Origin of the sequence: Paraglaciecola sp. T6c (assembly GCF_000014225.1) — a bacterium.
GTDB classification, from domain to species: domain Bacteria; phylum Pseudomonadota; class Gammaproteobacteria; order Enterobacterales; family Alteromonadaceae; genus Paraglaciecola; species Paraglaciecola atlantica_A.
Window position 1 is genome coordinate 5,009,112 of sequence record NC_008228.1, and the last position, 21,117, is coordinate 5,030,228.

Below are 21,117 nucleotides of genomic sequence, written 5' to 3' on the forward strand. Positions count from 1 at the left end.
CGTTATTTTATTGCGGTACAACTAAGTACCGCCATATATTTTTATTTTCAGGAGTGAGTCATGGGCTTTAGGCCGTTGCGTTTGTGTTTTGTCGTTTTCTTCGTTATCGCTTGTATTTCATGCACAAGCAAACCATCAATCGATCCTAAAATTGAAGCCTTAGTTGCGCAAAAACTGATGCTCGATATTCGCTATTTCTGTGATGAAAACGAGCTTGATGCAACCACACAGCGCTGCACTACACCTGTCACCACGTTACCCGATGACCTTAAAGAAATGATTGCTGACACAGGTGTAGGCGGCATAATCTTATTTGCCAATAACTTGGTCGACACAGAACAAATGCTTCGCCTGAATCGTGACTTGCAAGCAGCCTCAGCCAGTGGCGGGCACTCTCCACTGCTTATCTCTATCGATCAAGAAGGCGGGCGCGTGGTGCGCATCCCGCAAAATATTAGTACTGCATTTAGCGGCAATATGGCCATTGGTGCCACATACGCCGAACATGGAACACACTTTGCCACGCTTAGCGGTGATGTGATTGCTAAAGAGTTAGCCGTACTGGGTTTTAACGTTAATTTTGCTCCTTCAGTTGATGTAAACGTCAATCCAGAAAACCCTGTGATAAACGTGCGCTCATTCGGGGAAGACCCACAAGTGGTGGCTGAACTGGGATTAGCTCAAATGCAGGCAATGCAACAAAACGGCATTATTGCTGCGCTGAAACACTTTCCTGGGCACGGGGATACCAGCACCGATAGTCACTCGGGCTTACCCTTGGTTGAACATGACTTACACAAAATAAAAGCGGTAGATTTAGCGCCATTTCAATACGCCATTGATAATGGCGATCCGGGCATGATCATGACGGCACATATTCAATACCCAGCCCTTGATAGCTCAACATTTACTGCCACTGACGGCAGCAAGACAATACTACCGGCTACCATGTCTCGGGCAATTTTAACCGACTTGCTCAGAGACCAAATGGGCTTTCGGGGCGTGATCATCACAGATGCGTTAGATATGGCCGCCATCGCCCATTTTTATGAGCCTACCCAAGCGGTATTGCAAACATTCAAGGCGGGTACTGACATCGCACTAATGCCACTGGCTATTCGCACTGCACAGGACATTCCTAAGCTTAAAAAAATGATTGCTGATCTAGCTTATGCCGTTCAAATTGGCGACGTAACGTTAGCTGAAATAGAGACGTCAGTAGCGCGTATTCAAACCTTAAAACACAATTATATTCCGTCTAATACTGCCCAGTTATCCCCAGCCAAAGCACTCGCTCGGGCGCAAAGTATATTGGCTGCGCCTGCTCATCTAAAAATAGAGCAAGACTTAGCGGATAACGCCATTGTGGCGATTAAAAATCAGCAAGCATGGCCGATAAGCCAATCCACTAAGCGCATTCATCTCGTCATGCCAGACAAGAGTAAATGCATGGCCATGACAACTGCACTAACTGATGCACTTAACACATTTGACCCACGGCCTGAACTGACAATGAGCTGTGCCAGCTTAGTGAGCGAGCCAACAGATAACCTTCTTGCCCTACAGCGTGACGCACAATTAGTGATTTACACCGATATTACCCCGCAGCAAAGCTTGGTTGAAATGGGGGGAATGGACGATATTATTGATTGGCGCTCAAGACCGAATAAAGAAGCGCTGGATGCCAAGCTTCTCACCTTACTGAAAGACATTAAACCCCATCAAAAATCGCTTATGGTGAGTATGCGCACCCCTTATGCAGTGACCCAGTACGCAGATTATCTGGATGGCATTTTGGCGACCTTTGCTTATAACACCCAAGTTACTGAGCAATTAGATGAAAACGGAGCAGCCCGTGCCCACTACGAAGGTCCTATTTATCGCGCTTTGGCCAATATTCTGTTCGGTAATCAACAGGCCTCGGGATCGCTGCCAGTTAGCATTGGTAAGATTCAGCATTAACTAAATGAAATTTTCTGCCCTTAGCACTGTCTTGTTGATGGGTTATGGTATTTTATGTGAAACGTGAACTGCGACCGAGCTTAAATAATATTCTTTTAACAGCAGATAAATTGAGGGATGTGTATGGCGTTTAACGATACATTTCGCATCAGCAGCCATGGCGTTATTTTCAATGAAACAGGACAAGTTTTATTGCTAAAGGCCACTTATGGTCATTGTGCTTGGGGTTTACCCGGTGGTGCTCTTGAGCCTGGTGAAACCATTCATCAAGCTTTGTTGCGAGAGTGCCAAGAAGAATTAGGTGTGCAGGTGGAAATTGAGTACCTTTCTGGAGTGTATTTTCATAGTGCATATAACTCTCAGGCCTGCATTTTTAAAGTTCACTTGGGGAAACAGGCCATAAGTCTAAGTGACGAGCACAGTGAATACGGTTATTTTGATCTTAATTCACTGTCAAAAATACAGAAGCAGCGCGTCGAACAATGCGCCGCGTATAACGGTCAAGTGGTCAGTGATGCGTTTTGAACTTTGTGTATCAAAGTCGAAATTTTAGCTAGGCTTTTGATTGCTTAACGCAATGGAATAATGTGCAAAATACAAACAATTTTAAATTATACTACGCTAAAAGAGTTTGAATAAATTATCGATTTATCTTTGCCGAACATCGGCACTAGCGGTAAGCTAATTGCTCATAAATTCACAATTTTTTACGCGTAAATTGTTAAAATTACGGTAAACTAAATAATAAATTATTACTCAGAGTTGCTTAATGTCTACTTTCACAAAAATAAAAGCCATTAAAGATACCCTTTCTAATAGCGAATTAAAGCTCGCTAAATTTGTACTTAGTTCATCAAATGCAGTAAGGGATCTGTCATCTCAAGAACTCGCGAATGTCGTTGGCGTCAGTCAATCTAGTGTGGTGAAATTCGCCCAAAAGCTTGGATACAAAGGGTATCCAGCGTTCAAGCTAGGGGTAATAGACGCATTAAATTCAACTGCGAGTGAGGGCAATCTACACGGTAAAATCACCCTCAATGACAGCTTCAAACAAGTGTCAGAAAAGCTACTTAGCAGCAAAGTCGCAGTATTAACCGAGACTAAAAACCTTAATGAAGAAGCCGCGTTTCACCAAGCTGTGGAATTACTCAAATCAGCTAAGCGCATTTTGATTTGTGGCTTAGGTGGTTCAGCTCTGGTAGGGAAAGACTTCTCCTATAAGCTGCAAAAACTTGGCATGTTAGCCATTGAAGAGCCTGATATGCACGCCCAGTTGGCCTTTGCTGCTACCTTGTCTGAAAACGATTTGGTGTTTGCCATCAGCGAATCCGGCAGTACCCGTGAAATTGTCAATGTAGTGAAACAGGCCAAGCAAAACAGCTGTAAAGTGATCACGGTAACTCGCTATGGCGCAACGCCGGTATCTGATCTTGCAGATATCAAACTATATTCAGTAGCAGAAGAAGAGTCAGCGCGTTTGTCATCGATAATGGCCCGTACTGCTCAAGAGTTTATTATCGACATATTGTTTATTGCGATCACTCAATCATCAAGACAAGGTCGCCAATTACTTGAGAAAACGAACTCAGTGGTCAGTGACTTTAGGCAATCTTCTTAACATTCCACCTTAGTACTCGCTCTTTTGGCGTTAAATAGCCGTAATAAAGGCTGTTTTAACGCTAATCTGCTTTATTGCAAAATTTCTCAGCTTAACTTACTGATGGTATTAGAAATCTTTAGCACCACTAAATTTTCGTACGAATCGGCAGCGCTCAAATTTTAGCCTTTTCGCTCATTTACCCACCTTTAAACGGTCAATTAAAAGTCAATGTAAATAGTTATTAACACTGTTTAACAAAGTTTTTACGATATATTTGTTTGAAATAACAGCTAATGCCCCATACAATTCGCCGCAATCTGCACTTATAGCAGATAGATTCTTTATCTTTCCTATAATTACCTTCTCAGGGACACATATGCATAAAATTACTCAAGCCGTAAAGCTAGCGCTTTTAGGCGGCTCAATAGTTATGACAAACAGCGCGTTGGCACAACAGAGCGACGATGCAGCGAACTCAGTAGAAAAAATCCAAATCACAGGCTCTCGTATTCTTCGTGAAGGCGCTATCGCACCTTCACCTGTGACAGTACTTAGCGGCGAAAGTTTGCTAAATACTGGTGCGATGAATATCGGTGAAGCACTAAATGAGCTACCCGCATTAGCAAGTACTTACTCTTTATCAAACTCAGGTCAATTCATCGGTACCGCCGGTTTGAGCCTTCTTGATTTGCGCGGAATGGGCACTGAACGCACCCTGGTATTGGTCAATGGCAAGCGCCACGTAGCGAGCAGTGCAGGTACCTCTTCGGTTGATACCAACACCATTCCTACCAGCTGGATTGAGCGCGTTGAAATCATCACAGGCGGTGCATCAGCGGTTTACGGTGCAGATGCGGTAACGGGTGTGGTTAACTTTATTCTTAAAGACAAGATTGAAGGCTTACAAGTTAGCGCGACCAAAGGCTATGCTGACAACCACGATTACAGCAACGACAAGTATTCATTCTCTTACGGCACCAACTTCAATGATGATCGCGGTAATATCGCCTTCTCAGTGGAGCACAGCAGCCAAGAAAGCTTGAACGCCCTGGATAACCCATGGACATCTACTTCTTTCCGCAATCTAGCTAACACCGCGCAAAATGATGACAATAGAGATTCTTTAGATGTCCCTGACGATATCTACACACCTAATGCGGGTATCTATGCGTTAAGCAATGCTGGTACCTTTGCCATTGGCGATGATTACTATTCATTTAACCCTAATGGTTCAGTACGCGACGTATACCTAGGTGATAACGTAGACGGCATAGCATGTGAAAACTGTGATTTTATTAATTTGAATCAGTTCAGCGAGCTTCAGCCTGAGTTTGACCGCACCAACTATAACCTTAAATTGAGCTACGACGTAACCGACAACATCCGTGGTTATGTTGAAGGTAAGTACGCACGTACTCGCTCGACTAATGTTGGTCAGCCTGCGTTTTTCTTCTTTGAAAGCGAGGCAGATGCCATCACTATCCAAAACGATAACCCGTATGCAGGAGATGACTTGCTAGCCCTTATGGGTGCAAATAATCTGACTAAAATTACTATCGACCGGATGTTGACTGATGTTGGCCGTCGTACAGAAGATGACGAACGTGAAACCACTGCGTTTGTGGCTGGTCTTGAAGGTTACATCAACGATGATTGGGGTTTTGAAACCTACATCACGCGTGGTGAAACCAAGCTTGAGCGTGCCAACAAGAATAACCTTGTACTGGCCAACTTCTATAATGCTGTAGATGCGGTTGAAGCTGACGACGGCTCAATTGTCTGTCGTGATACGGCAGCTCAAGCAGCAGGCTGTGTGCCATTAAACCTACTAGGTGACGGCGCGCCAAGCGAAGCTGCACGTAACTACGTTAACACCACCTCTGTTGGCAACAGCACCATTACGCAAACTGTTGTCGGCGGCTCAGTCAACAACTCTGGTATATATGAATTACCAGCGGGCTATGTGGGTTTTGCCGCGGGTATTGAATACCGCAAAGAAGAAAGCGAAATTGAAGAGCCAGACAACGCTGAAGGTACGTTCTTCAACGTATTAGGCGAAGATAAAGGCGACTTCGATGTTAAAGAAGCTTACGTAGAGTTTTCAGCGCCTTTGCTAACCGACCTACCAGGTATTCAAGATCTGAACTTTGAAACCGCACTGCGTATTGCTGACTACAGCACTATCGGTAATGCAAAAAGCTGGAAGCTAGGTCTAGACTGGCAAGTGTATGAAGACTTACGCGTTCGAGCGACCCACTCCTCAGCCCTACGCGCACCTAACATCAGTGAACTGTACGGTGAAGCGAGCCAAACGTTTTTCAGTATTGACGATCCTTGTAAAACGTCTGAGCTAGGTCAATTGGCTGACGCTTCAACGCGCACATCAAACTGTGCCGCTTTAGGCGTGCCGGCTGATTTTGATTCAGACTATGACTCAGCCAGAATTGAAGGCGAGCAAGGCGGTAACATTAACCTTCGCGCTGAAGAATCAAAAAGTACTACAGTCGGCGTGGTTTATCAGCCGGCTTACCTTGAAGGTTTTGTGGCCACCGTTGATTACTGGAAAATTGAATTGACTGACGCTATTTCTTCAGTTGATTCGCAAACCATTCTTGATCGCTGCGTTGATAACACGAGCGGCGTCAGCAATGATTACTGCTCGCTTATTACCCGTGATGCAAGTGGTGAAATATCACAAATTAGAAGCTTCTCCCTTAACCTTTCAGGTCAAGATGCATCGGGTGTGGATTTCGAACTTGGCTATGACTTTGATGCGCTTGGCGGTTCATTCAAAACTAACCTAATTGGTACGTACCTGATTGAGCGTAAAGAGTATCCGTTCCAAGAAGATACGTCTGATTTTGTTGAATATGCTGGTACTGCAGGTGAATCAGAGTGGCAAGGTATGTTAAGCATGAGCTACATGGTTGATGCATGGCAAGCTGGTATCAAAACCCGTTATCTAGAGCGTGTGAGCATCTATGACAACCAAGAGCTCGCGGTTAACCCTAACCGTAGCTCCTTGATGGAATATGGCTCGTACGCGATTTCAGATGTCACTGTAGGCTACGCATTTGAAAACGGTATATCACTGACTGTTGGCGTAGACAACGTATTCAACCGTGACCTTCCATTTGGAACGACTGGCACAGGCGAAAAGACTGGTGCATATGAAAACATCGGTCGCTTCGGTTACATAACACTGTCATACGCGATGTAACATCTATATTGATTACTTTCGTTGCAGTTGCTTTTATCAAGGGCGGTTTTAGTAGCCTAAAAGCATTATTCGGTAGAAGCACTACTCGGTACAAACGGTATTGAGTAACGCGAAAGTCACCTAACAAAAAGGCCTCAATTGAGGCCTTTTTTATAAATTCAAACTTAAATATTTACGAACCAAATATCACCACAAGCAAAGCAAACAAAAAACCACCTGCCGCTATTTTCATTCCGTTTTTGAACAACTTCGCTTTTGGCATAAACATCAAAAAAGCGGAGACGACAAAAAACAGCAACACCACACCAAAGGTAATGTTTAAAATAAACAAAGGGCTGTTTGTAGTAGCCTTGTGCAGACTCACAAGTTTGGCTAGTACCTTGGGATAATCTTTTTTAGTGACAACCGCCTCACCCGTGGCTTTTTGATAGGCGCCGTAGTTAAAACGAATTTCTTGTTCATCCTCAGCCTGAATTTTAAACCCTTTCAGATGAAGAGCCTTTTCTAGCGCCTTAGAGCTCAGTTGAGTGTCTAGTTCATGCACCGTGGTGTATTCGTATTTCAGTAAATCTGTGCTACGAAATATGAGCAATATTCCACTGACTGCATACACCGCCATAATACCCGCAAGGAAAAACCCCAACCATCTATGATACTGTCTAAAGGTATTGTGAAACTTTGCTGATGCCATACTGCCCTCTGTTATGTGTGAACGTTATATCGTGCTTTAAGTGAAAAAAGCTGTATTTAACCACAGAGATTTAGATATGTCTGATGTCTTTACCTAAGTTTGCTCTTGAGTCGAGCAGACACGAAGCACAGTTGCTTACTTGAGCGCTAATGAATAAATATATTAAGGGTAGAGCAAGTAGGGCTGACGTTGTTCTTTGAAGTTGGCCAATCCTGCTTGCCAACTTCGTTTAATTTCAGCAGCGCTTTGGCCTGCTTCTATGGCGTTACGCAGTGAATCTGTACCGGCTAACTTATCCATAAAATCAGCTCGCTCAAATAAGTGCATACCACGGCTAGAAAATTGCTGCTGCGCCCCCACCAGCCAGGTTAAATTAAGGCCTCGCTCAGGGCTTTCTTGCAAATCTATCCCCTGTAAAGCCTTACCTTCTAACTTGGGGTGCAGCGCGCTACCAGGGCGCGATTCTGGGCTGAACGCAAATTCGCCTAACTCAATATCGTCAAACCCTAACACCTGAAATGGAAAGTCAGTACCGCGGCCGACACTAATAGGCGTAGCCTCGAAAAAACACAGACTTGGGTATAAACCAATCGCTTGGTCATTGGGTAAATTCGGGCTCGGGGCTACAGGTAGTGAGTAGTGCATATAACGGGAGTAATTAGCGACTGGAATGGCGACCAAATCAAGCGATTGCGCTTGGTTTATCCAGCCTTCGCCTTTGATCATACGTGCGAGTTCAGCTACCGTCATACCATGTAGAACGGGGATAGGATGCATGCCCACAAACGAGCGGTATTTAGGCTCGAGTATTGGCCCATCGACGAAACGCCCATTAGGGTTGGGGCGGTCTAGTACCATAAACTGAATACCGGCCTCTGCTGCGGCTTCCATCATGTAGTGCATCGAACTGATGTAAGTATAAAAACGCACGCCCACGTCTTGAATATCAAATATCACCACATCAAGTTGTTGCAACATTTCCACTGGCGGCTTTTTAAATTTGCCGTAGATAGAAGTGATAGGAATGCCAGTTTTTGCATCTATTTCGCTGCTGACGTGCGCTCCTGCATCATGATCACCACGAAAACCGTGCTCAGGCGCGAAGATTCGCGCGACGTTGACTGACTCATCAAGCAAATAATCCGCTAAGTGCCTGTTGCCCACCATGGAGGTTTGATTTACCACTAAGCCGACACGTTTACCTTTTAGTTGCGGCAGATATGCTTCTGAGCGCTGGGCAGCAACTTTGATGGCCTCAGAACTACCCTTTTCTACCTGAGAAGAAGTTACACATGCACTTAGCAATAAGGTAAATAGCGCTAAGTAGATGAGCTTCATGACTCACCTTGCGACATGGCATGGCGCAAAAAACCCTGCTTCTGAGCAAGTTTTTCGCGAGCCTGTTGCACATCAACACCTGTAAGTATCATTAAAATCGCCACTTTGACTTCTTTATTCGCGTGATCAAGGGCTTCATATGCGGTTTGCTCTTCGCAGTCAGTAGCTTGCATCACAATACGTACCGCTCGTGCATACAACTTTTGATTACTGGCGTTAAGATCCACCATTAGGTTTTGATAAGTCTTACCAATGCGGATCATGCTGGCCGTGCTAAGCATATTTAGTATGAGTTTCTGGGCAGTGCCTGATTTTAAGCGTGTAGAGCCGGTCAGGACTTCAGGACCCACTTGGGCACAAATATCAATATCTGCTATCTGACCGATGACAGAGTTGGGACTGCAATTTACTGCAATAGTTGTTGCTTTACACTGCTTGGCGTACTCTAAACCTGCAGCCACATAAGGCGTACGGCCACTGGCAGCAATACCCACCAATGTATCTTTATCACTAAAATTAAGGGCTTTTAAGTCAGCTACGCCCATTGCTCGGTCATCTTCTGCACCTTCAACGGCGTGTATCACTGCTTTTTCGCCTCCCGCGATCAAGCCGATAACCATCCCCTCTGGCACGCTAAAGGTTGGCATACACTCTACCGCATCGAGTATGCCTAAGCGCCCGCTCGTACCGGCGCCCATATAAACCAAACGACCACCTCGGTTAAAGCTTGATACAATAGCTTCCACTCCAGAGGTAATATCCGCCATTGCTGCGCTCACCGCAGCAGCAACTTTATGATCTTCCTGATTGATTTTTTCTAAAATCGCTAGAGTGGGCAAAGTGTCTATGTCGAGCGTATCTATGTTGCGCCCTTCAGAAGCGATGCTATTTAATTCACTGAGCAAATTTACTTGAGTCATAAATTGATTACGTTCGGTTAGTTAGTGGATGAAGGCGAGCACAATTGCTTTGCCAACAAACAAGCGCCATCAAGAGAGTTTCCCTTACTTGGCACAATTAAATTGCGATAAGTCGCACTTAGCAGTCCTTGGCTCGGTTCAGCCAGACCACCCATGAGCACCAAGGGTAAATCACTTGAGCCGCAGGTACGCTTGATTAATTTTTCGATCATGGTGGCATGGGCAGTGAGTACTTCTAACGCCACCACACACTCTTCTTTTAGGTTGAAAACATGTGGCGCAAGCGCTGCGAAATCAGCTGGTTTCGCCATCGCTAACCATTGCAAGATTGAATGGCGACTGTAACCAATTTGGCTGGCCACAAACAAACTTAACGTGCTTTTTGCTACCCCATTCAAGTCCATTTCCAACAGCAACTTTTGAACCGCTAAGTAGCCAAGTTTCGCACCGCCACCTTCATCACCGATACAAAAGCCCCACCCGCCTATCATCTTTTCGTTGCGGTTATGATCCATACGCATACCAACCGACCCTGTCCCGAGTGCTACAACAGCCACTGGATGGCCAGCATTAGCGCCGTACAAGGAGGTCTTGGCATCAGACACCACACTTAATTTGGCAAATTTGAAGGCTAAATCTCGCTCTAATTTAACCACCAAGGATTTATCCCCGGCACCGGCGACACCAAACACAGCCGATACCTGCTCGGCGCTGCAGTCCGCCTGCTCTAATAATTGCCTGCAAGCATCTGTAATACTGGCTAACGCCAAGGAGTAATCATTACTCAGAGACGTTGCCCCAGCATTCACTTGCCACTGCATTGAGGTTTGTAAGTCAACGAGCCGGGCAACCGTTTTTGTGCCCCCGCCGTCTAAGCCAAGTATGAATTGAATTGAATGGTTCATGCTTCCTGTCCCTGAAATTGCGATTCGCTGCTGCCTTTGCCTGATAAACACACTAGGCTTGCGACCAATGTGGCGATACAAAGTTGCCAAGTAAATCCAATGTGCACTATCCAGTCTTGTGGTAAGTACAGCGTCATAATATAAGGCTGAAATAAAAGCGTCGTCATAAAACCGCAAATGAGCGCCGCTAACACGCTTTGAGGGCTACCGCGCTTAGTGAAGATGGCGGTGAAATACACACCTAATAAGCCACTGTACGAGAACACCATGACACCCAAAGCAAACTGTAAAAGTGGTGTGTCAGTATATTGTTGCCAATAAAAGCATAAGCAGGCCATAGCGCCTAGTGCTGCAGCCACCAACCCCATAGCCACGCGCCCAGCGCTGACAAAATGCATGTCACTGTGGCGATTACCTTTCTTCTTTTGCCAAGGTGCGTAAATATCTTGCACCAACACTGACGCCATAGAATTCAACCCTGAATTAAGTGTCGATAGCGCTGCAGCAATGATGCCAACGGTTACTAACGCTTTCACGCCAGCAGGAATATGATTGAGTACGTAGTACATGAAAATAGTGACTGGCTCACCTTCAAAGGTCGGTAAAACCTCGCCTGCAGCACCGCTATGCATTAAATCTGGGCGCTGGTAATAAACATATAGCAACAAGCCAATAACAATGAAAAGCAGCATGATCGGAATCACCATAACAATGGAATACAGCATGGCTTTACTGCCTTCTTTGGCATTTTTACACGTTAGCACGCGCTGGGTCATGTCTTGGTCAAGACCAAATGCGGCGATATTTAGCAACACAAAACCAGTAAACACTGACCAGATGTTAAACACGCCCGAGGGGCTGAAATCCCAATCAAATTTGAATAACGCCAGCTTCGATGCTTGACCAGCTCCTGGCTCGGCAAGCACCGCCATGATGCTGGACATATCACTGGGGATCGCCGCCAGCAAACAATAAATAACCGCTACCGCTGCCCCCACATACACGCAACACTGAATTACATCACTGTATATCACTGTTTTGATGCCACCATACACTGTGTACATCAGACCTGCGACTGTCAAAATACAAGTTGCAGCCACTACATGTGATGCTTCAATGTCGGCAAATAAAATCATCGATACGGCAATCGCTGCCATGTACAAACGAGCCCCGCTCGCGAATATACGGCCACATAAATACATCAAACCTGCTTGTTTCTTCGCTGTGGGGCCAAAGCGTACTTCAAGCAGTTCGTATACGGTGTACACATTAAATTTATAAAACTTAGGAATAAGAAAAGTGGCAACAAAGAACGCCGCCACAAACGCGCCTAAGTTAGTCGCTAAATAAGACAAATCACCGCGGTAACCCTGGTCGGGGCCGCCTAAAAAAGTGGCTGCAGATTGCGAAGTGGCGAGCACAGATATGGCCACCGCCCATACAGGCATAGTGTTACCACCACGAAAGTAATCTTGGCTGTTTGCTGAGCGGCGATTAAAAAACCAACCTGAGCCCAGTAGCAACAAGCCATAAGCAACAAAAACTAACCAATCTAAACCAGAATACTGTGCGCTCATTAATGCTTACCGTATACGCTTAATGTTATAGAGACGATCCACATAACTGTTTTTCTCCGACAAGCGAAGGGGTAACAAAGGCGTGACGGACACACCGTTTAAGGTGCCTTTGTAGAGCTTTTTATGCTCATCAAAATACGCCAAGCCTTTTACGTCATGGATCACAAACGGCTGGCCCTGTTCATCGCCTAAATAGAGCATCACGTGGCCAGGAATATAAAGTAAGTCACCTATTTCTAAATCTTCAATGGCCGCTAGTTTATCTGCCATAGGAGATTGCTTGGAAAACCGGTTATCAATACCGAAGTCTGTTCCACCCTGATCACCAGAGTTGCGTGGCATTAAAATGCCGAACGAGCGGTAAATTTCTCCCACAAACCCTGTGCAGTCACGGCCGTTATAATCATGCCCCCAACCATAACGTTCACCTAAAAACTTGAAGGCTTGACGAATAACGTTCGCTTTGGTGTATGCCATGTACCCCAAATGCACGTCTTGGCTTCGCCCGATAAGGGCTTTTTGTAAGCTCAACTTCCCTTGCGGTGTACGAGTGGGTAACCAAACCACGTAATTGGCATAAGGGTTTTGGGCGTATAATGCGGTTGGCACTTCATTTTCGCTAACTAAAGGCAAACGTACACTCATGTCCAGTTGTTGCTCAGACACTGCTGGCATGTCAGGCACGTATTGAGTGAACACCTTGGCTCCGGTAATCACAACGAAATCGCTTTCATCTTTAAATTCAGCAACTTGCTGTTTAGTACCAAGGGCAAAATTTTCGACTCTTGTCCAAGCGAGGTAATTAAACCCTTGCACCAATGCCCACTGCTTATCTTTGCTGTAGGTTAGGATCGCAACTGCGTCCCCTGGAAACAAAGCGCTTTCTTGAAAACGGTCAAGGTCCACATCCATCCCTGAGTTCAGCACTCTATCATCGGTTGGAAAGGTACGCAGTGCTGCGCGCTTTACCATTAAGCCAAATCCCACTTTGTGACCATTCGGTGCTGAAGCAAAAGTCATATTGTCTTGATAAAGCTCATAATCTTGAGCACTTAACTGGCGTCCACCAACAAAATAGCGCGCACTTTTGGGCACTTTGCTGATGCTGTGAATTTTCGCTGTGAGTTGTTTGTCAGTAAGTGAATCTGGACTACTGAGGGGATCGCTAACAAAACGGTTATGCTCAATTAACCCTTGGTTATGCGCATTGATCTGTTCTTGGGTCATGACTAGCTGTTCAGGACTTTTTAGCTTCTGCACCCAGTGATCAGGGTGCAACTGAACTTGTGTTACATTCATCACATCAGTTCCCCAGTTCTTTTGCAGGTCTTTGGTAGGATGCTGTAGAGCACTGGCAGGCAATGCAGTCGCACTTAAAGCGCATGCCAGTAACAGCCCGATTGATAAAATACGTTTCATATTGTTCTCCGTTTACGCTGCGCTTAGCCATGCTAACGCTCGCCCTACCAATAAGCCGCCGCCGGTGCCAACTATGTAACCCAACATGGCCATTAACACGCCCACAGGGATTAACGCTCGAGAATAAGCAGCAGCAAGTATAGGAGCAGATGCCACGCCGCCAATATTGGCCAACGATGCGATACCGCAGGTGAATAAATCAAGTTTGAACAGCTTGGCCACCAGTAGCATAAGCCCACCATGTACAGCCAAAATAAATAAGCCAAGCAAGATATATATAGGCGCTTGGGTTAATTCGTTGAAATTAGCACGCGAAGCAATCAAGCCGATAATGAGATACAGCATGAGGGATGATAACTCTTTCCCCCCCCACATTTTGCTGATGGGAGTGATTGCACAAATAACACCCAAAACGGTGACCAACATCACAGTCCATGCGGTTTTAGTAAAAAATTCTGTCACAGGCAAAGCAGCAGCAAGATGTTGACATAGGATGGACACCAACATTGCCCCAGACAGCAAAACCAACATAGAGGTGGTTTTATTGCCTGTGTATTCCTGTTGTTTACTGGCTAAATTGGCACTGACTTCTGCTAAGGCTTTACCATCAGCTTTAGTCCAATGATTGAAGCGATTCGCGAAAGGAACTAACGCCAACAGAAACATGACCCACATGGCGTAATCAATTGAGTCAATTAGCAAGGTGTAACCCATACTGGAATCAGGCACATTAAGCGCCGCTTGCACCGCAGCCATATTACCTGTGCCGCCCATCCAACTGCCGCTTAGCGCCGCTAGCGTTTTCCACGCATCTGGGGCTAAAAAGCCTTTAAATAGCGCAAAACCAATGACAAATGCACAACCAATGCTGATCGCTGCGGCAAAAAATGCCAACAGCATCTTGCCGCCCAAGCGTTTAATTTGACGTAAATCAGCGTCCAGCAACATTAAGAAGATCATAGCCGGAAGAATATTTGCCTTAAGGGAAGAATACGCCTGATTGATCTCTGCTGTTTTACTCCATAAACCCAGCGTAGACATCATCATGACTGTGAAATACAGCAATACGATGGCGGGTAGATAATGGAATAACTTCCAACGGGTTTTCTCTTCTACTAGGGCTAGTCCCCCCGCGATAAAGAGTAAAACACTGATGTATGCAAAGGCAGTCGTGATCATAAAAAAAGTGGTTAGTTTGCAGTAACCAAACAGTACCCAGTTGCAGACTATTTGTAAATAACTATTATAAAATATAGAAAAATAAAGAATAATTTATTATTCTAAATCCACTGTACACTTTATCAACATAAAAGGGGTTCCCATTGAGTAGCTTCATGGCGCAAGAAACGGCGCAAACACCATCTGTTATACGTCAGCAACTCATTCGTAACGCCGAGCAGTGTGAAACACTCGTCAGCCAAATAAAAGCGAGAAAACCCAGTTATGTGTTAATGATTGGCCGTGGTTCATCTGATCACGCAGGTGTTTTCGCTAAATACTTATTAGAAACTGAGCTAGGCATACCCGTTATGGCGTCTGCCCCTTCGGTGTTCGGTATTTACCATAAATCTGTCAATCACCAAAGCGCCTTAGTGATTGCCATTTCCCAGTCTGGCCGCAGCCCTGATATTGTGAATCAAGTGAAATCAGCCAAAGCCAGTGGCGCTATGTGTTTGGCCTTGGTAAACGACGAACAGTCTCCCCTAGCCCAAGCAGCTGATTATGTATTGCCCATGGGGGCGGGGTTAGAGCAATCGGTTGCCGCAACCAAAAGCTACTTAGCCAGTTTGAGTGCATTACTGCAATTATGCGCCTACTGGAATAACAACACCGCGCTACTCGATAGCCTTACTAATCTGCCGGACGCGTTAGAACAGGTACTCGCACAGCCTGCGCAGCTAACGCCTGATTTACTGCACGAGATTCGACATTGCGTCATGTTAGGACGCGGTTTTGGTTACGCTATCAGCCGTGAAATGGCGCTGAAATTAAAAGAAGTTCTGGCGATACACTGTGAAGCTTTCAGCAGCGCCGAGTTTATGCACGGCCCGTCAGCCATGCTTGCCAATCAACTCCATGTCATTGATGTTCAAGTTGAAGATGAAACGACTGACGTGCATAGTAACCAGATACACACCTTCGCCCAACAAGGGGGTCGCGTTGTATCTCTGTCGCACCCTAAGCTTACGCTGCACCCTCGTTGCCTGCCGTTATTGGTGGTATTGCGTTTCTATGTAGACATTGAGCGTATCGCTCAAGCTTATGGTCGAGATCCAGACCGACCTCAGGGCCTTAAAAAAATAACAGAGACCCATTGATATGCAATTTAGATGTGAGCGCTTACTGACCTCAAACGGCTGGTTGAATAACCAAACTGTAATCGTTGAACAAGACACCATCCAAAATATAACAGCAACATCTTCTAATGACGCCCATTTGGCGTTTTACCCCGGTTCAGTGGTACCTGGTTTTATCGATGTACAAGTTAACGGTGGTGGTGGTGTACTGTTTAACCAGTCACCTACCACAGCAGCTTTAGCGCAAATGAGCCTAGCTCATCGCAAATTTGGTACCACAGGGTTAATGCCAACATTGATCACGGATGAACTGCCTGTCATGCAACACGCAGCACAGATTATGGCTGAGGCCATTGACCAACATGTGGCTGGGATCCTTGGGGTGCATTTTGAAGGACCACACTTAAGCAAACCGAAAAAAGGCGTGCATGATGAAGCCTTTATTCGCCCTATCACAGATGATGAATTAGCCCTTTATTTACGCAAAGATTTGGGGAAAGTGATTGTGACACTTGCTCCTGAAAATGTTAGCCCAGACGTGATTACACAATTGTGCCAGCATGGAGTGAAAGTATGCCTAGGCCACTCTAACGCTGATGCAGAAACCGTACTCAAGGCAATTGAGGCCGGCGCAGATGGGTTCACTCACTTATTCAACGCTATGTCAGCCATGCTGTCACGCGCACCTGGCATGGTAGGGGTGGCGCTAAATACACCAGATACCTATGCGGGCTTAATTCTAGATCATTACCACATTGACCCAATTTGCAGTGAAATAGCGATTAAAATCAAAGGGAAAGAAAGAATGATGCTGGTTACCGATGCCATGGGATTAATCGGCACTGACGATGACAGCTTTATGTTCGGTACACAGAAGGTCACGCGCGTTGGCAATAAACTAACCACAGATAACGGTACGCTAGCAGGCTCCCATTTAGACATGCTTAGCGCAATCAAAAATGCGGTGCGCGATTTACATATTCCTCTTGAAGACGCCATCACAATGGCCAGTACCACACCTGCTCATTATCTTGGTTTACAAGACACCCATGGCGTTATTGCCAAAGGCAAAAAAGCGGACTTTGTTGTACTAGATGATGCGCTAAATATCACGGCATTATGCCAATCAGGTCAATTCATTCCACAATCATAAGAATAAGGGACAACCCATGACACTCACTACTTCTGCGCCGCGCTCAAGCGTTATGCCCATGTGCATTATTGCACTGCTGTTTTTCATATTCGGCTTTGTAACTTGGTTAAACGGCGCACTGATCCCTTTTTTACAAGTGGTGTGTCAGCTCTCTGAAACTCAAGCTCTGATGATTGCATCCTGCTTTTACTTTGCTTACGTAGTGATGGCGTTGCCCATGGCTATGATCTTGGAAAAGGTCGGGTATCAGTCATCCATGGTATTAGGGTTAAGCATTATTGCCCTTGGCTTGCTTGGTTTTATCCCTGCAGCGTTACTGCAAGAATTTTGGATCTTCCTGGTGGCGCAGTTCGTTATTGGCAGCGGCTTAACCATCTTACAAACTGCTGCTAACCCTTATGTGGTCAATGTCGGGCCAACCAAAAGTGCTGCTGCGCGCATCGCGATTATGGGGTTACTCAATAAAGGCGCTGGTATATTAGCGCCTATTCTTTTCACCGCATGGGTATTAGGCGGCTTTAGCGACATTAACCTAGCGACTGTCAATCAGCTGCCTGCAGAGCAACAGCAATTGCAAATCGAAAGCATGGCTCATCAATTGATTACGCCATACGTGGGTATGGCCATTGCCTTGCTAGCATTAGCCGGTGGTTTGTCGCGTATTTCGCTGCCCGATTTGGCTTTACTAGAGTCTCCTGTCAATGACGAGTCAGACGCGCTTGAAGATAGCGCTCGTCATCAAACTAAAAGCGTAATTTGGCAATTTCCCCAGCTAGTGCTTGGCGCCATCGCACTGTTCTTTTATGTGGGGGTGGAAGTTATCGCCGGCGACACGATTGGTTTATATGGTGCGAGCATAGGAGTCGCTAACGCCACCACGCTCACGTCATATACCATGGGCTTTATGGTGTTGGGTTACTTTCTTGGCTTGGTGTGTATCCCACGCTTTGTATCACAAGCAAATGCCCTGCGCATCAGTGCCATTGGCGGTTTGGTCATTACCGTTTTATTGCTGTTCTCGTCAAATGAGCAAACCATGCTAGCGCAATTACTTTGGGGATGGACCGGGATCGCCGTGATCCCAAACAGCGTCGCGTTAATTGCCCTACTGGGCTTGGCCAATGCCATGGTGTGGCCAACGCTGTGGCCTTTAGCCCTGGCGGATTTGGGGCGTTTTACCCCAAAAGGCTCTGCGATTTTAATCATGGGTATTGCTGGGGGCGCGCTGATGCCAATTATCTATGGGCAATTGGCTCAAGCGAGTAATAGCCAACAAGCTTATTGGATATTATTGCCAGGGTATTTAATGATAGGTTTTTACGCATTTTATGGTCACAAAATGCGTAGTTGGTCGTAAGTAACGGCGTGTACTAGGAGTCATGCCGCAAAATAGATGGTTAAACGCGGTGTTAAAGCACCGCGCTTTCATCTAGCGTTAATTGTTGCTTGCTTGCATCAAGTGTTGCCATAGCGCCAACAGGTACGGTCGCCATATCTTTAATGTGACCAATCATCACACCACTTAGGACGGGCACATTCAAGTCACCTAAACGGTCCTTTAGAACATGTTCAACGCTAAAGGACGGGCCGCTGCTCGGCTGACAATCGGTACATTTACCAAACACTATACCTACTACCTTGTCCAATCTACCTGCCAGTTTAAGGTGGGTTAGCATACCGTCGATCCGGTAGGGCGCTTCCTCTACGTCTTCTAAGAATAGGATTTTGCCTGCGTAATCTGGCTCATAAGGGCTACCCACTAACTTCACCATAAGCGACAGATTGCCACCAATTAATACGCCCGATGCCTGCCCCTCGGTAACGGTTGTAAGACGGTTGTCTTTCTCGGCTTGACCTTCGGCGGGTTCAAACACCGGCGGTGTGGCCAGTGGCATACTCTTCACAGGATTGAACAACACGCTTTTGAATTCACCTAAGGTGTACTCAGTAAAGCTCTGTTTCGCAATAGGTCCGTGAAAGGTCATGATGCCGCTTCGAGTGTAAATCGCATTAAGCAGCGCAGTGACATCGCTATAACCGAGAAACACCTTGGGGTTTTGGCGGATGAGGTCATAATCTAAATAAGGCAAAATTCGTGGCGAGCCATAGCCACCACGTAAGCAAAAAATAGCGTCTACGGTATTATCAGCAAACATGCTATTTACGTCGTTCGCTCTGTCTTTATCGGTACCCGCTAAATAAGCGGTGCGATCAAACAAATGAGTGGCCGTTTTCACCTTGAAACCAAAAGAGCGAATAATATCCATGGCGAAGTAGATTTCTTGGTCTTCCCAAGTATTGCTGCTTGGAGCAATGAGCCCAATGGTCTGGCCTGCCTTTAAGCGCTTGGGTTTACGAATTTTTACTGAGCGCTCACCAGCATCAGCCACAGATGCGGCACTTACTGATGTAAGCGGAATCAACGCGCTCGCCATCGCAGAAGTAATAAAGGCTTTGAGTAACGTTCGTCGGACTATCATCATATTTCTCGCTTTTTTGTTTAACTTAGCAAATAAGTGACTGAGCAAAAAGAAGTAATTATTACAATTTAAAGAAAAATTAGGAATATTGTAGTCGCGAGTATTTGGTAGATCCCTCCTGTGCAGTATGTAAAGACTACAATTTTCACTCGCTCAAGCGCGTATTTAACCATCAATACCCGCCTAAAAAGCAAAAAATATCAATATGTTATAGGTTATCATCTAAAGTGGCATCTAAGCTGCTTAAAGAGTCGTTTAAACGTCGAATTACAATCATAAGAATGGGGAAACCACCATGAGCGTATCTGAATTACGCCCCAACCAGGACATCGAACCTAGTGCAACCGCATTGACAGCCGGTACGTCCGTTGCCAATAGCGAATTGCGCAAGCAAACCCTAATGGTGGTGGACGATTATCATTCTAATTTACAGGCGATGAATGCGCTGTTTGAATTTCAATACCAAGTTGTTATGTTCGATAACGCAACAGACGCATTAATACACGCCCAGCAAGAGTCAGTAGATTTAATTTTACTGGATTTAGACATGCCCGATATGCACGGCTATGACGCCTGCACTGAATTGAAATCGAACCCGTTAACCGCGCACATCCCGGTCATCTTCGTCACTGCCTCTGACAGCACTGACGATGAAGCCCACGGCCTACTGTTAGGCGCTGTAGATTATATTACCAAGCCGGTTAATTTGACCATTCTGCGTGCCCGGGTACGCAATCATATGGAGCTGGTGTACTACCGTAAGCAATTAGAAATATTATCCAGTGTTGATGGCTTAACGGGCGTGGCAAATCGTCGCCAGTTGGATACAGTATTGTTGCAACACTTTGCATCAACCATCAGATTTGGTCGCTGTATGACCTTAATGATGATCGATATTGATGATTTTAAACCGTACAACGATTTGTACGGCCATATGCAAGGTGATGATTGCTTGAAACGTGTAGCTCAGGCTATCCAATCAGTTCGTCGTAGAGAAACAGATTTCGTCGGTCGCTACGGCGGTGAAGAATTTGCCATGGTGTTGCCTGATACAGACTTAGATGGTGGGCTTGTGATGGCCAATAAGCTGTTACAAACCGTCAGGAGCTTAAATATTGAACATCAAGGGGCAAGTGCAGCCGACAGAGTGACCATCAGCATAGGGTTGACAGTGTTTGAAGCAAAACACGAACAACCGACACAAATGACAGTGGAAGAGCTGATTGAACTAGCCGATAGGCAATTGTACGCGGCCAAACATGCTGGCAAAAATCGTGTGAGCCATTCTCAAATTCCTGAACTTCCAGCCCAATTAAAAAGCGAAAACGATCATGAATAACGACGAAGCAAGCCAAATTCGTAAACACATCCACAATGTCAGGAACCCCCTAAACAGCATCGCTCTGCACGCTGAGTTAGGGAATATGCTACTTGAAGGGCAAGCCAGTAATCAGGAACTGCAAAATGCTTTTTCAGTCATTTTACAGCAATGCCGGGAATGTGACCGAGAGCTAGGAAAAATCCGCAGTTTAGCGGCGCCTGATCGCCCCTAGCG

The 21,117-nt window shown here is 45.7% G+C and carries 17 protein-coding genes; 9 read left to right on the forward strand and 8 right to left on the reverse strand.

Annotated features, from left to right (window positions below; translation table 11 throughout):
• The first annotated feature begins 60 nt into the window (after positions 1-60).
• The 4 genes from PATL_RS21340 to PATL_RS21355 all read left to right on the forward strand — a co-directional run bounded on the left by PATL_RS21340 (position 61) and on the right by PATL_RS21355 (position 6,782).
• Complete coding sequence (locus tag PATL_RS21340; protein WP_011576853.1) at positions 61-1,962, forward strand: glycoside hydrolase family 3 protein; 1,902 nt, start codon at positions 61-63, stop codon at positions 1,960-1,962.
• A 123-nt stretch (positions 1,963-2,085) separates the two neighbouring features.
• Positions 2,086-2,487 (forward strand): NUDIX hydrolase, encoded by a 402-nt coding sequence (locus tag PATL_RS21345; protein ID WP_011576854.1) that lies wholly within the window; start codon positions 2,086-2,088, stop codon positions 2,485-2,487.
• A gap of 244 nt (positions 2,488-2,731) precedes the next feature.
• Entirely contained in the window at positions 2,732-3,580 is an 849-nt protein-coding gene (locus PATL_RS21350) for a MurR/RpiR family transcriptional regulator (RefSeq protein ID WP_006991515.1), read from the forward strand.
• A 358-nt stretch (positions 3,581-3,938) separates the two neighbouring features.
• Entirely contained in the window at positions 3,939-6,782 is a 2,844-nt protein-coding gene (locus PATL_RS21355) for a TonB-dependent receptor domain-containing protein (protein ID WP_011576855.1), read from the forward strand.
• Positions 6,783-6,954: 172 nt separating this feature from the next.
• Here the strand turns inward: PATL_RS21355 and PATL_RS21360 are convergent, their stop codons facing one another.
• The 7 genes from PATL_RS21360 to PATL_RS21390 form a co-directional block, all read right to left on the reverse strand.
• Positions 6,955-7,473 (reverse strand): PepSY domain-containing protein, encoded by a 519-nt coding sequence (locus PATL_RS21360; RefSeq protein WP_011576856.1) that lies wholly within the window; start codon positions 7,471-7,473, stop codon positions 6,955-6,957.
• 162 nt (positions 7,474-7,635) lie between these two features.
• Complete coding sequence (locus PATL_RS21365; RefSeq protein WP_011576857.1) at positions 7,636-8,811, reverse strand: exo-beta-N-acetylmuramidase NamZ family protein; 1,176 nt, start codon at positions 8,809-8,811, stop codon at positions 7,636-7,638.
• On the reverse strand, positions 8,808-9,731 hold the full coding sequence (gene murQ, locus PATL_RS21370; RefSeq protein WP_011576858.1) for an N-acetylmuramic acid 6-phosphate etherase: 924 nt from the start codon (positions 9,729-9,731) through the stop codon (positions 8,808-8,810). Before murQ ends, PATL_RS21365 begins: the two co-directional genes overlap by 4 nt.
• Positions 9,732-9,748: 17 nt before the next feature.
• Positions 9,749-10,636, reverse strand: coding sequence for a BadF/BadG/BcrA/BcrD ATPase family protein (locus tag PATL_RS21375; RefSeq protein WP_011576859.1), 888 nt, complete (start codon positions 10,634-10,636; stop codon positions 9,749-9,751).
• The gene (locus PATL_RS21380; RefSeq protein WP_011576860.1) at positions 10,633-12,213 is read right to left on the reverse strand and encodes a sodium:solute symporter; all 1,581 of its coding nucleotides are present in this window, start codon (positions 12,211-12,213) and stop codon (positions 10,633-10,635) included. The genes PATL_RS21375 and PATL_RS21380 overlap by 4 nt, the downstream gene beginning before the upstream one ends.
• 6 nt (positions 12,214-12,219) lie before the next feature.
• The gene (locus PATL_RS21385; protein ID WP_011576861.1) at positions 12,220-13,632 is read right to left on the reverse strand and encodes an SH3 domain-containing protein; all 1,413 of its coding nucleotides are present in this window, start codon (positions 13,630-13,632) and stop codon (positions 12,220-12,222) included.
• A gap of 12 nt (positions 13,633-13,644) precedes the next feature.
• On the reverse strand, positions 13,645-14,811 hold the full coding sequence (locus tag PATL_RS21390; RefSeq protein WP_011576862.1) for a DUF819 domain-containing protein: 1,167 nt from the start codon (positions 14,809-14,811) through the stop codon (positions 13,645-13,647).
• A 155-nt stretch (positions 14,812-14,966) separates the two neighbouring features.
• Between PATL_RS21390 and nagB-II the strand changes: the two genes are divergently transcribed.
• Genes nagB-II through PATL_RS21405 form a run of 3 tightly spaced genes read left to right on the forward strand, consistent with a single transcriptional unit; the run spans position 14,967 to position 18,439 of the window.
• On the forward strand, positions 14,967-15,950 hold the full coding sequence (nagB-II, locus tag PATL_RS21395; RefSeq protein WP_011576863.1) for a glucosamine-6-phosphate deaminase NagB-II: 984 nt from the start codon (positions 14,967-14,969) through the stop codon (positions 15,948-15,950).
• Between the two features lies 1 nt (position 15,951).
• Entirely contained in the window at positions 15,952-17,082 is a 1,131-nt protein-coding gene (gene nagA / locus PATL_RS21400) for an N-acetylglucosamine-6-phosphate deacetylase (protein WP_011576864.1), read from the forward strand.
• A 16-nt stretch (positions 17,083-17,098) separates the two neighbouring features.
• On the forward strand, positions 17,099-18,439 hold the full coding sequence (locus PATL_RS21405; RefSeq protein WP_011576865.1) for a sugar MFS transporter: 1,341 nt from the start codon (positions 17,099-17,101) through the stop codon (positions 18,437-18,439).
• 52 nt (positions 18,440-18,491) lie between these two features.
• Here the strand turns inward: PATL_RS21405 and PATL_RS21410 are convergent, their stop codons facing one another.
• Positions 18,492-19,565: a S66 peptidase family protein gene (locus tag PATL_RS21410; protein WP_011576866.1), complete on the reverse strand. Its 1,074-nt coding sequence runs from the start codon at positions 19,563-19,565 to the stop codon at positions 18,492-18,494.
• Between the two features lie 292 nt (positions 19,566-19,857).
• Between PATL_RS21410 and PATL_RS21415 the strand changes: the two genes are divergently transcribed.
• A complete protein-coding gene (locus PATL_RS21415) occupies positions 19,858-20,901 on the forward strand; it encodes a GGDEF domain-containing protein (RefSeq protein ID WP_011576867.1) in 1,044 nt (347 codons plus the stop codon).
• Positions 20,894-21,115 (forward strand): histidine kinase, encoded by a 222-nt coding sequence (locus PATL_RS21420; protein WP_041714145.1) that lies wholly within the window; start codon positions 20,894-20,896, stop codon positions 21,113-21,115. The genes PATL_RS21415 and PATL_RS21420 overlap by 8 nt, the downstream gene beginning before the upstream one ends.
• The last annotated feature ends 2 nt before the right edge of the window (positions 21,116-21,117 follow it).

Coding starts and splice junctions, on each gene's coding strand:
- PATL_RS21340 (WP_011576853.1), top strand. CDS start 61: ATGGGCTTTAGGCCGTTGCGTTTGTGTTTTGTCGTTTTCTTCGTTATC.
- PATL_RS21345 (WP_011576854.1), top strand. CDS start 2,086: ATGGCGTTTAACGATACATTTCGCATCAGCAGCCATGGCGTTATTTTC.
- PATL_RS21350 (WP_006991515.1), top strand. CDS start 2,732: ATGTCTACTTTCACAAAAATAAAAGCCATTAAAGATACCCTTTCTAAT.
- PATL_RS21355 (WP_011576855.1), top strand. CDS start 3,939: ATGCATAAAATTACTCAAGCCGTAAAGCTAGCGCTTTTAGGCGGCTCA.
- PATL_RS21360 (WP_011576856.1), bottom strand. CDS start 7,473: ATGGCATCAGCAAAGTTTCACAATACCTTTAGACAGTATCATAGATGG.
- PATL_RS21365 (WP_011576857.1), bottom strand. CDS start 8,811: ATGAAGCTCATCTACTTAGCGCTATTTACCTTATTGCTAAGTGCATGT.
- murQ (WP_011576858.1), bottom strand. CDS start 9,731: ATGACTCAAGTAAATTTGCTCAGTGAATTAAATAGCATCGCTTCTGAA.
- PATL_RS21375 (WP_011576859.1), bottom strand. CDS start 10,636: ATGAACCATTCAATTCAATTCATACTTGGCTTAGACGGCGGGGGCACA.
- PATL_RS21380 (WP_011576860.1), bottom strand. CDS start 12,213: ATGAGCGCACAGTATTCTGGTTTAGATTGGTTAGTTTTTGTTGCTTAT.
- PATL_RS21385 (WP_011576861.1), bottom strand. CDS start 13,632: ATGAAACGTATTTTATCAATCGGGCTGTTACTGGCATGCGCTTTAAGT.
- PATL_RS21390 (WP_011576862.1), bottom strand. CDS start 14,811: ATGATCACGACTGCCTTTGCATACATCAGTGTTTTACTCTTTATCGCG.
- nagB-II (WP_011576863.1), top strand. CDS start 14,967: ATGGCGCAAGAAACGGCGCAAACACCATCTGTTATACGTCAGCAACTC.
- nagA (WP_011576864.1), top strand. CDS start 15,952: ATGCAATTTAGATGTGAGCGCTTACTGACCTCAAACGGCTGGTTGAAT.
- PATL_RS21405 (WP_011576865.1), top strand. CDS start 17,099: ATGACACTCACTACTTCTGCGCCGCGCTCAAGCGTTATGCCCATGTGC.
- PATL_RS21410 (WP_011576866.1), bottom strand. CDS start 19,565: ATGATGATAGTCCGACGAACGTTACTCAAAGCCTTTATTACTTCTGCG.
- PATL_RS21415 (WP_011576867.1), top strand. CDS start 19,858: ATGAGCGTATCTGAATTACGCCCCAACCAGGACATCGAACCTAGTGCA.
- PATL_RS21420 (WP_041714145.1), top strand. CDS start 20,894: ATGAATAACGACGAAGCAAGCCAAATTCGTAAACACATCCACAATGTC.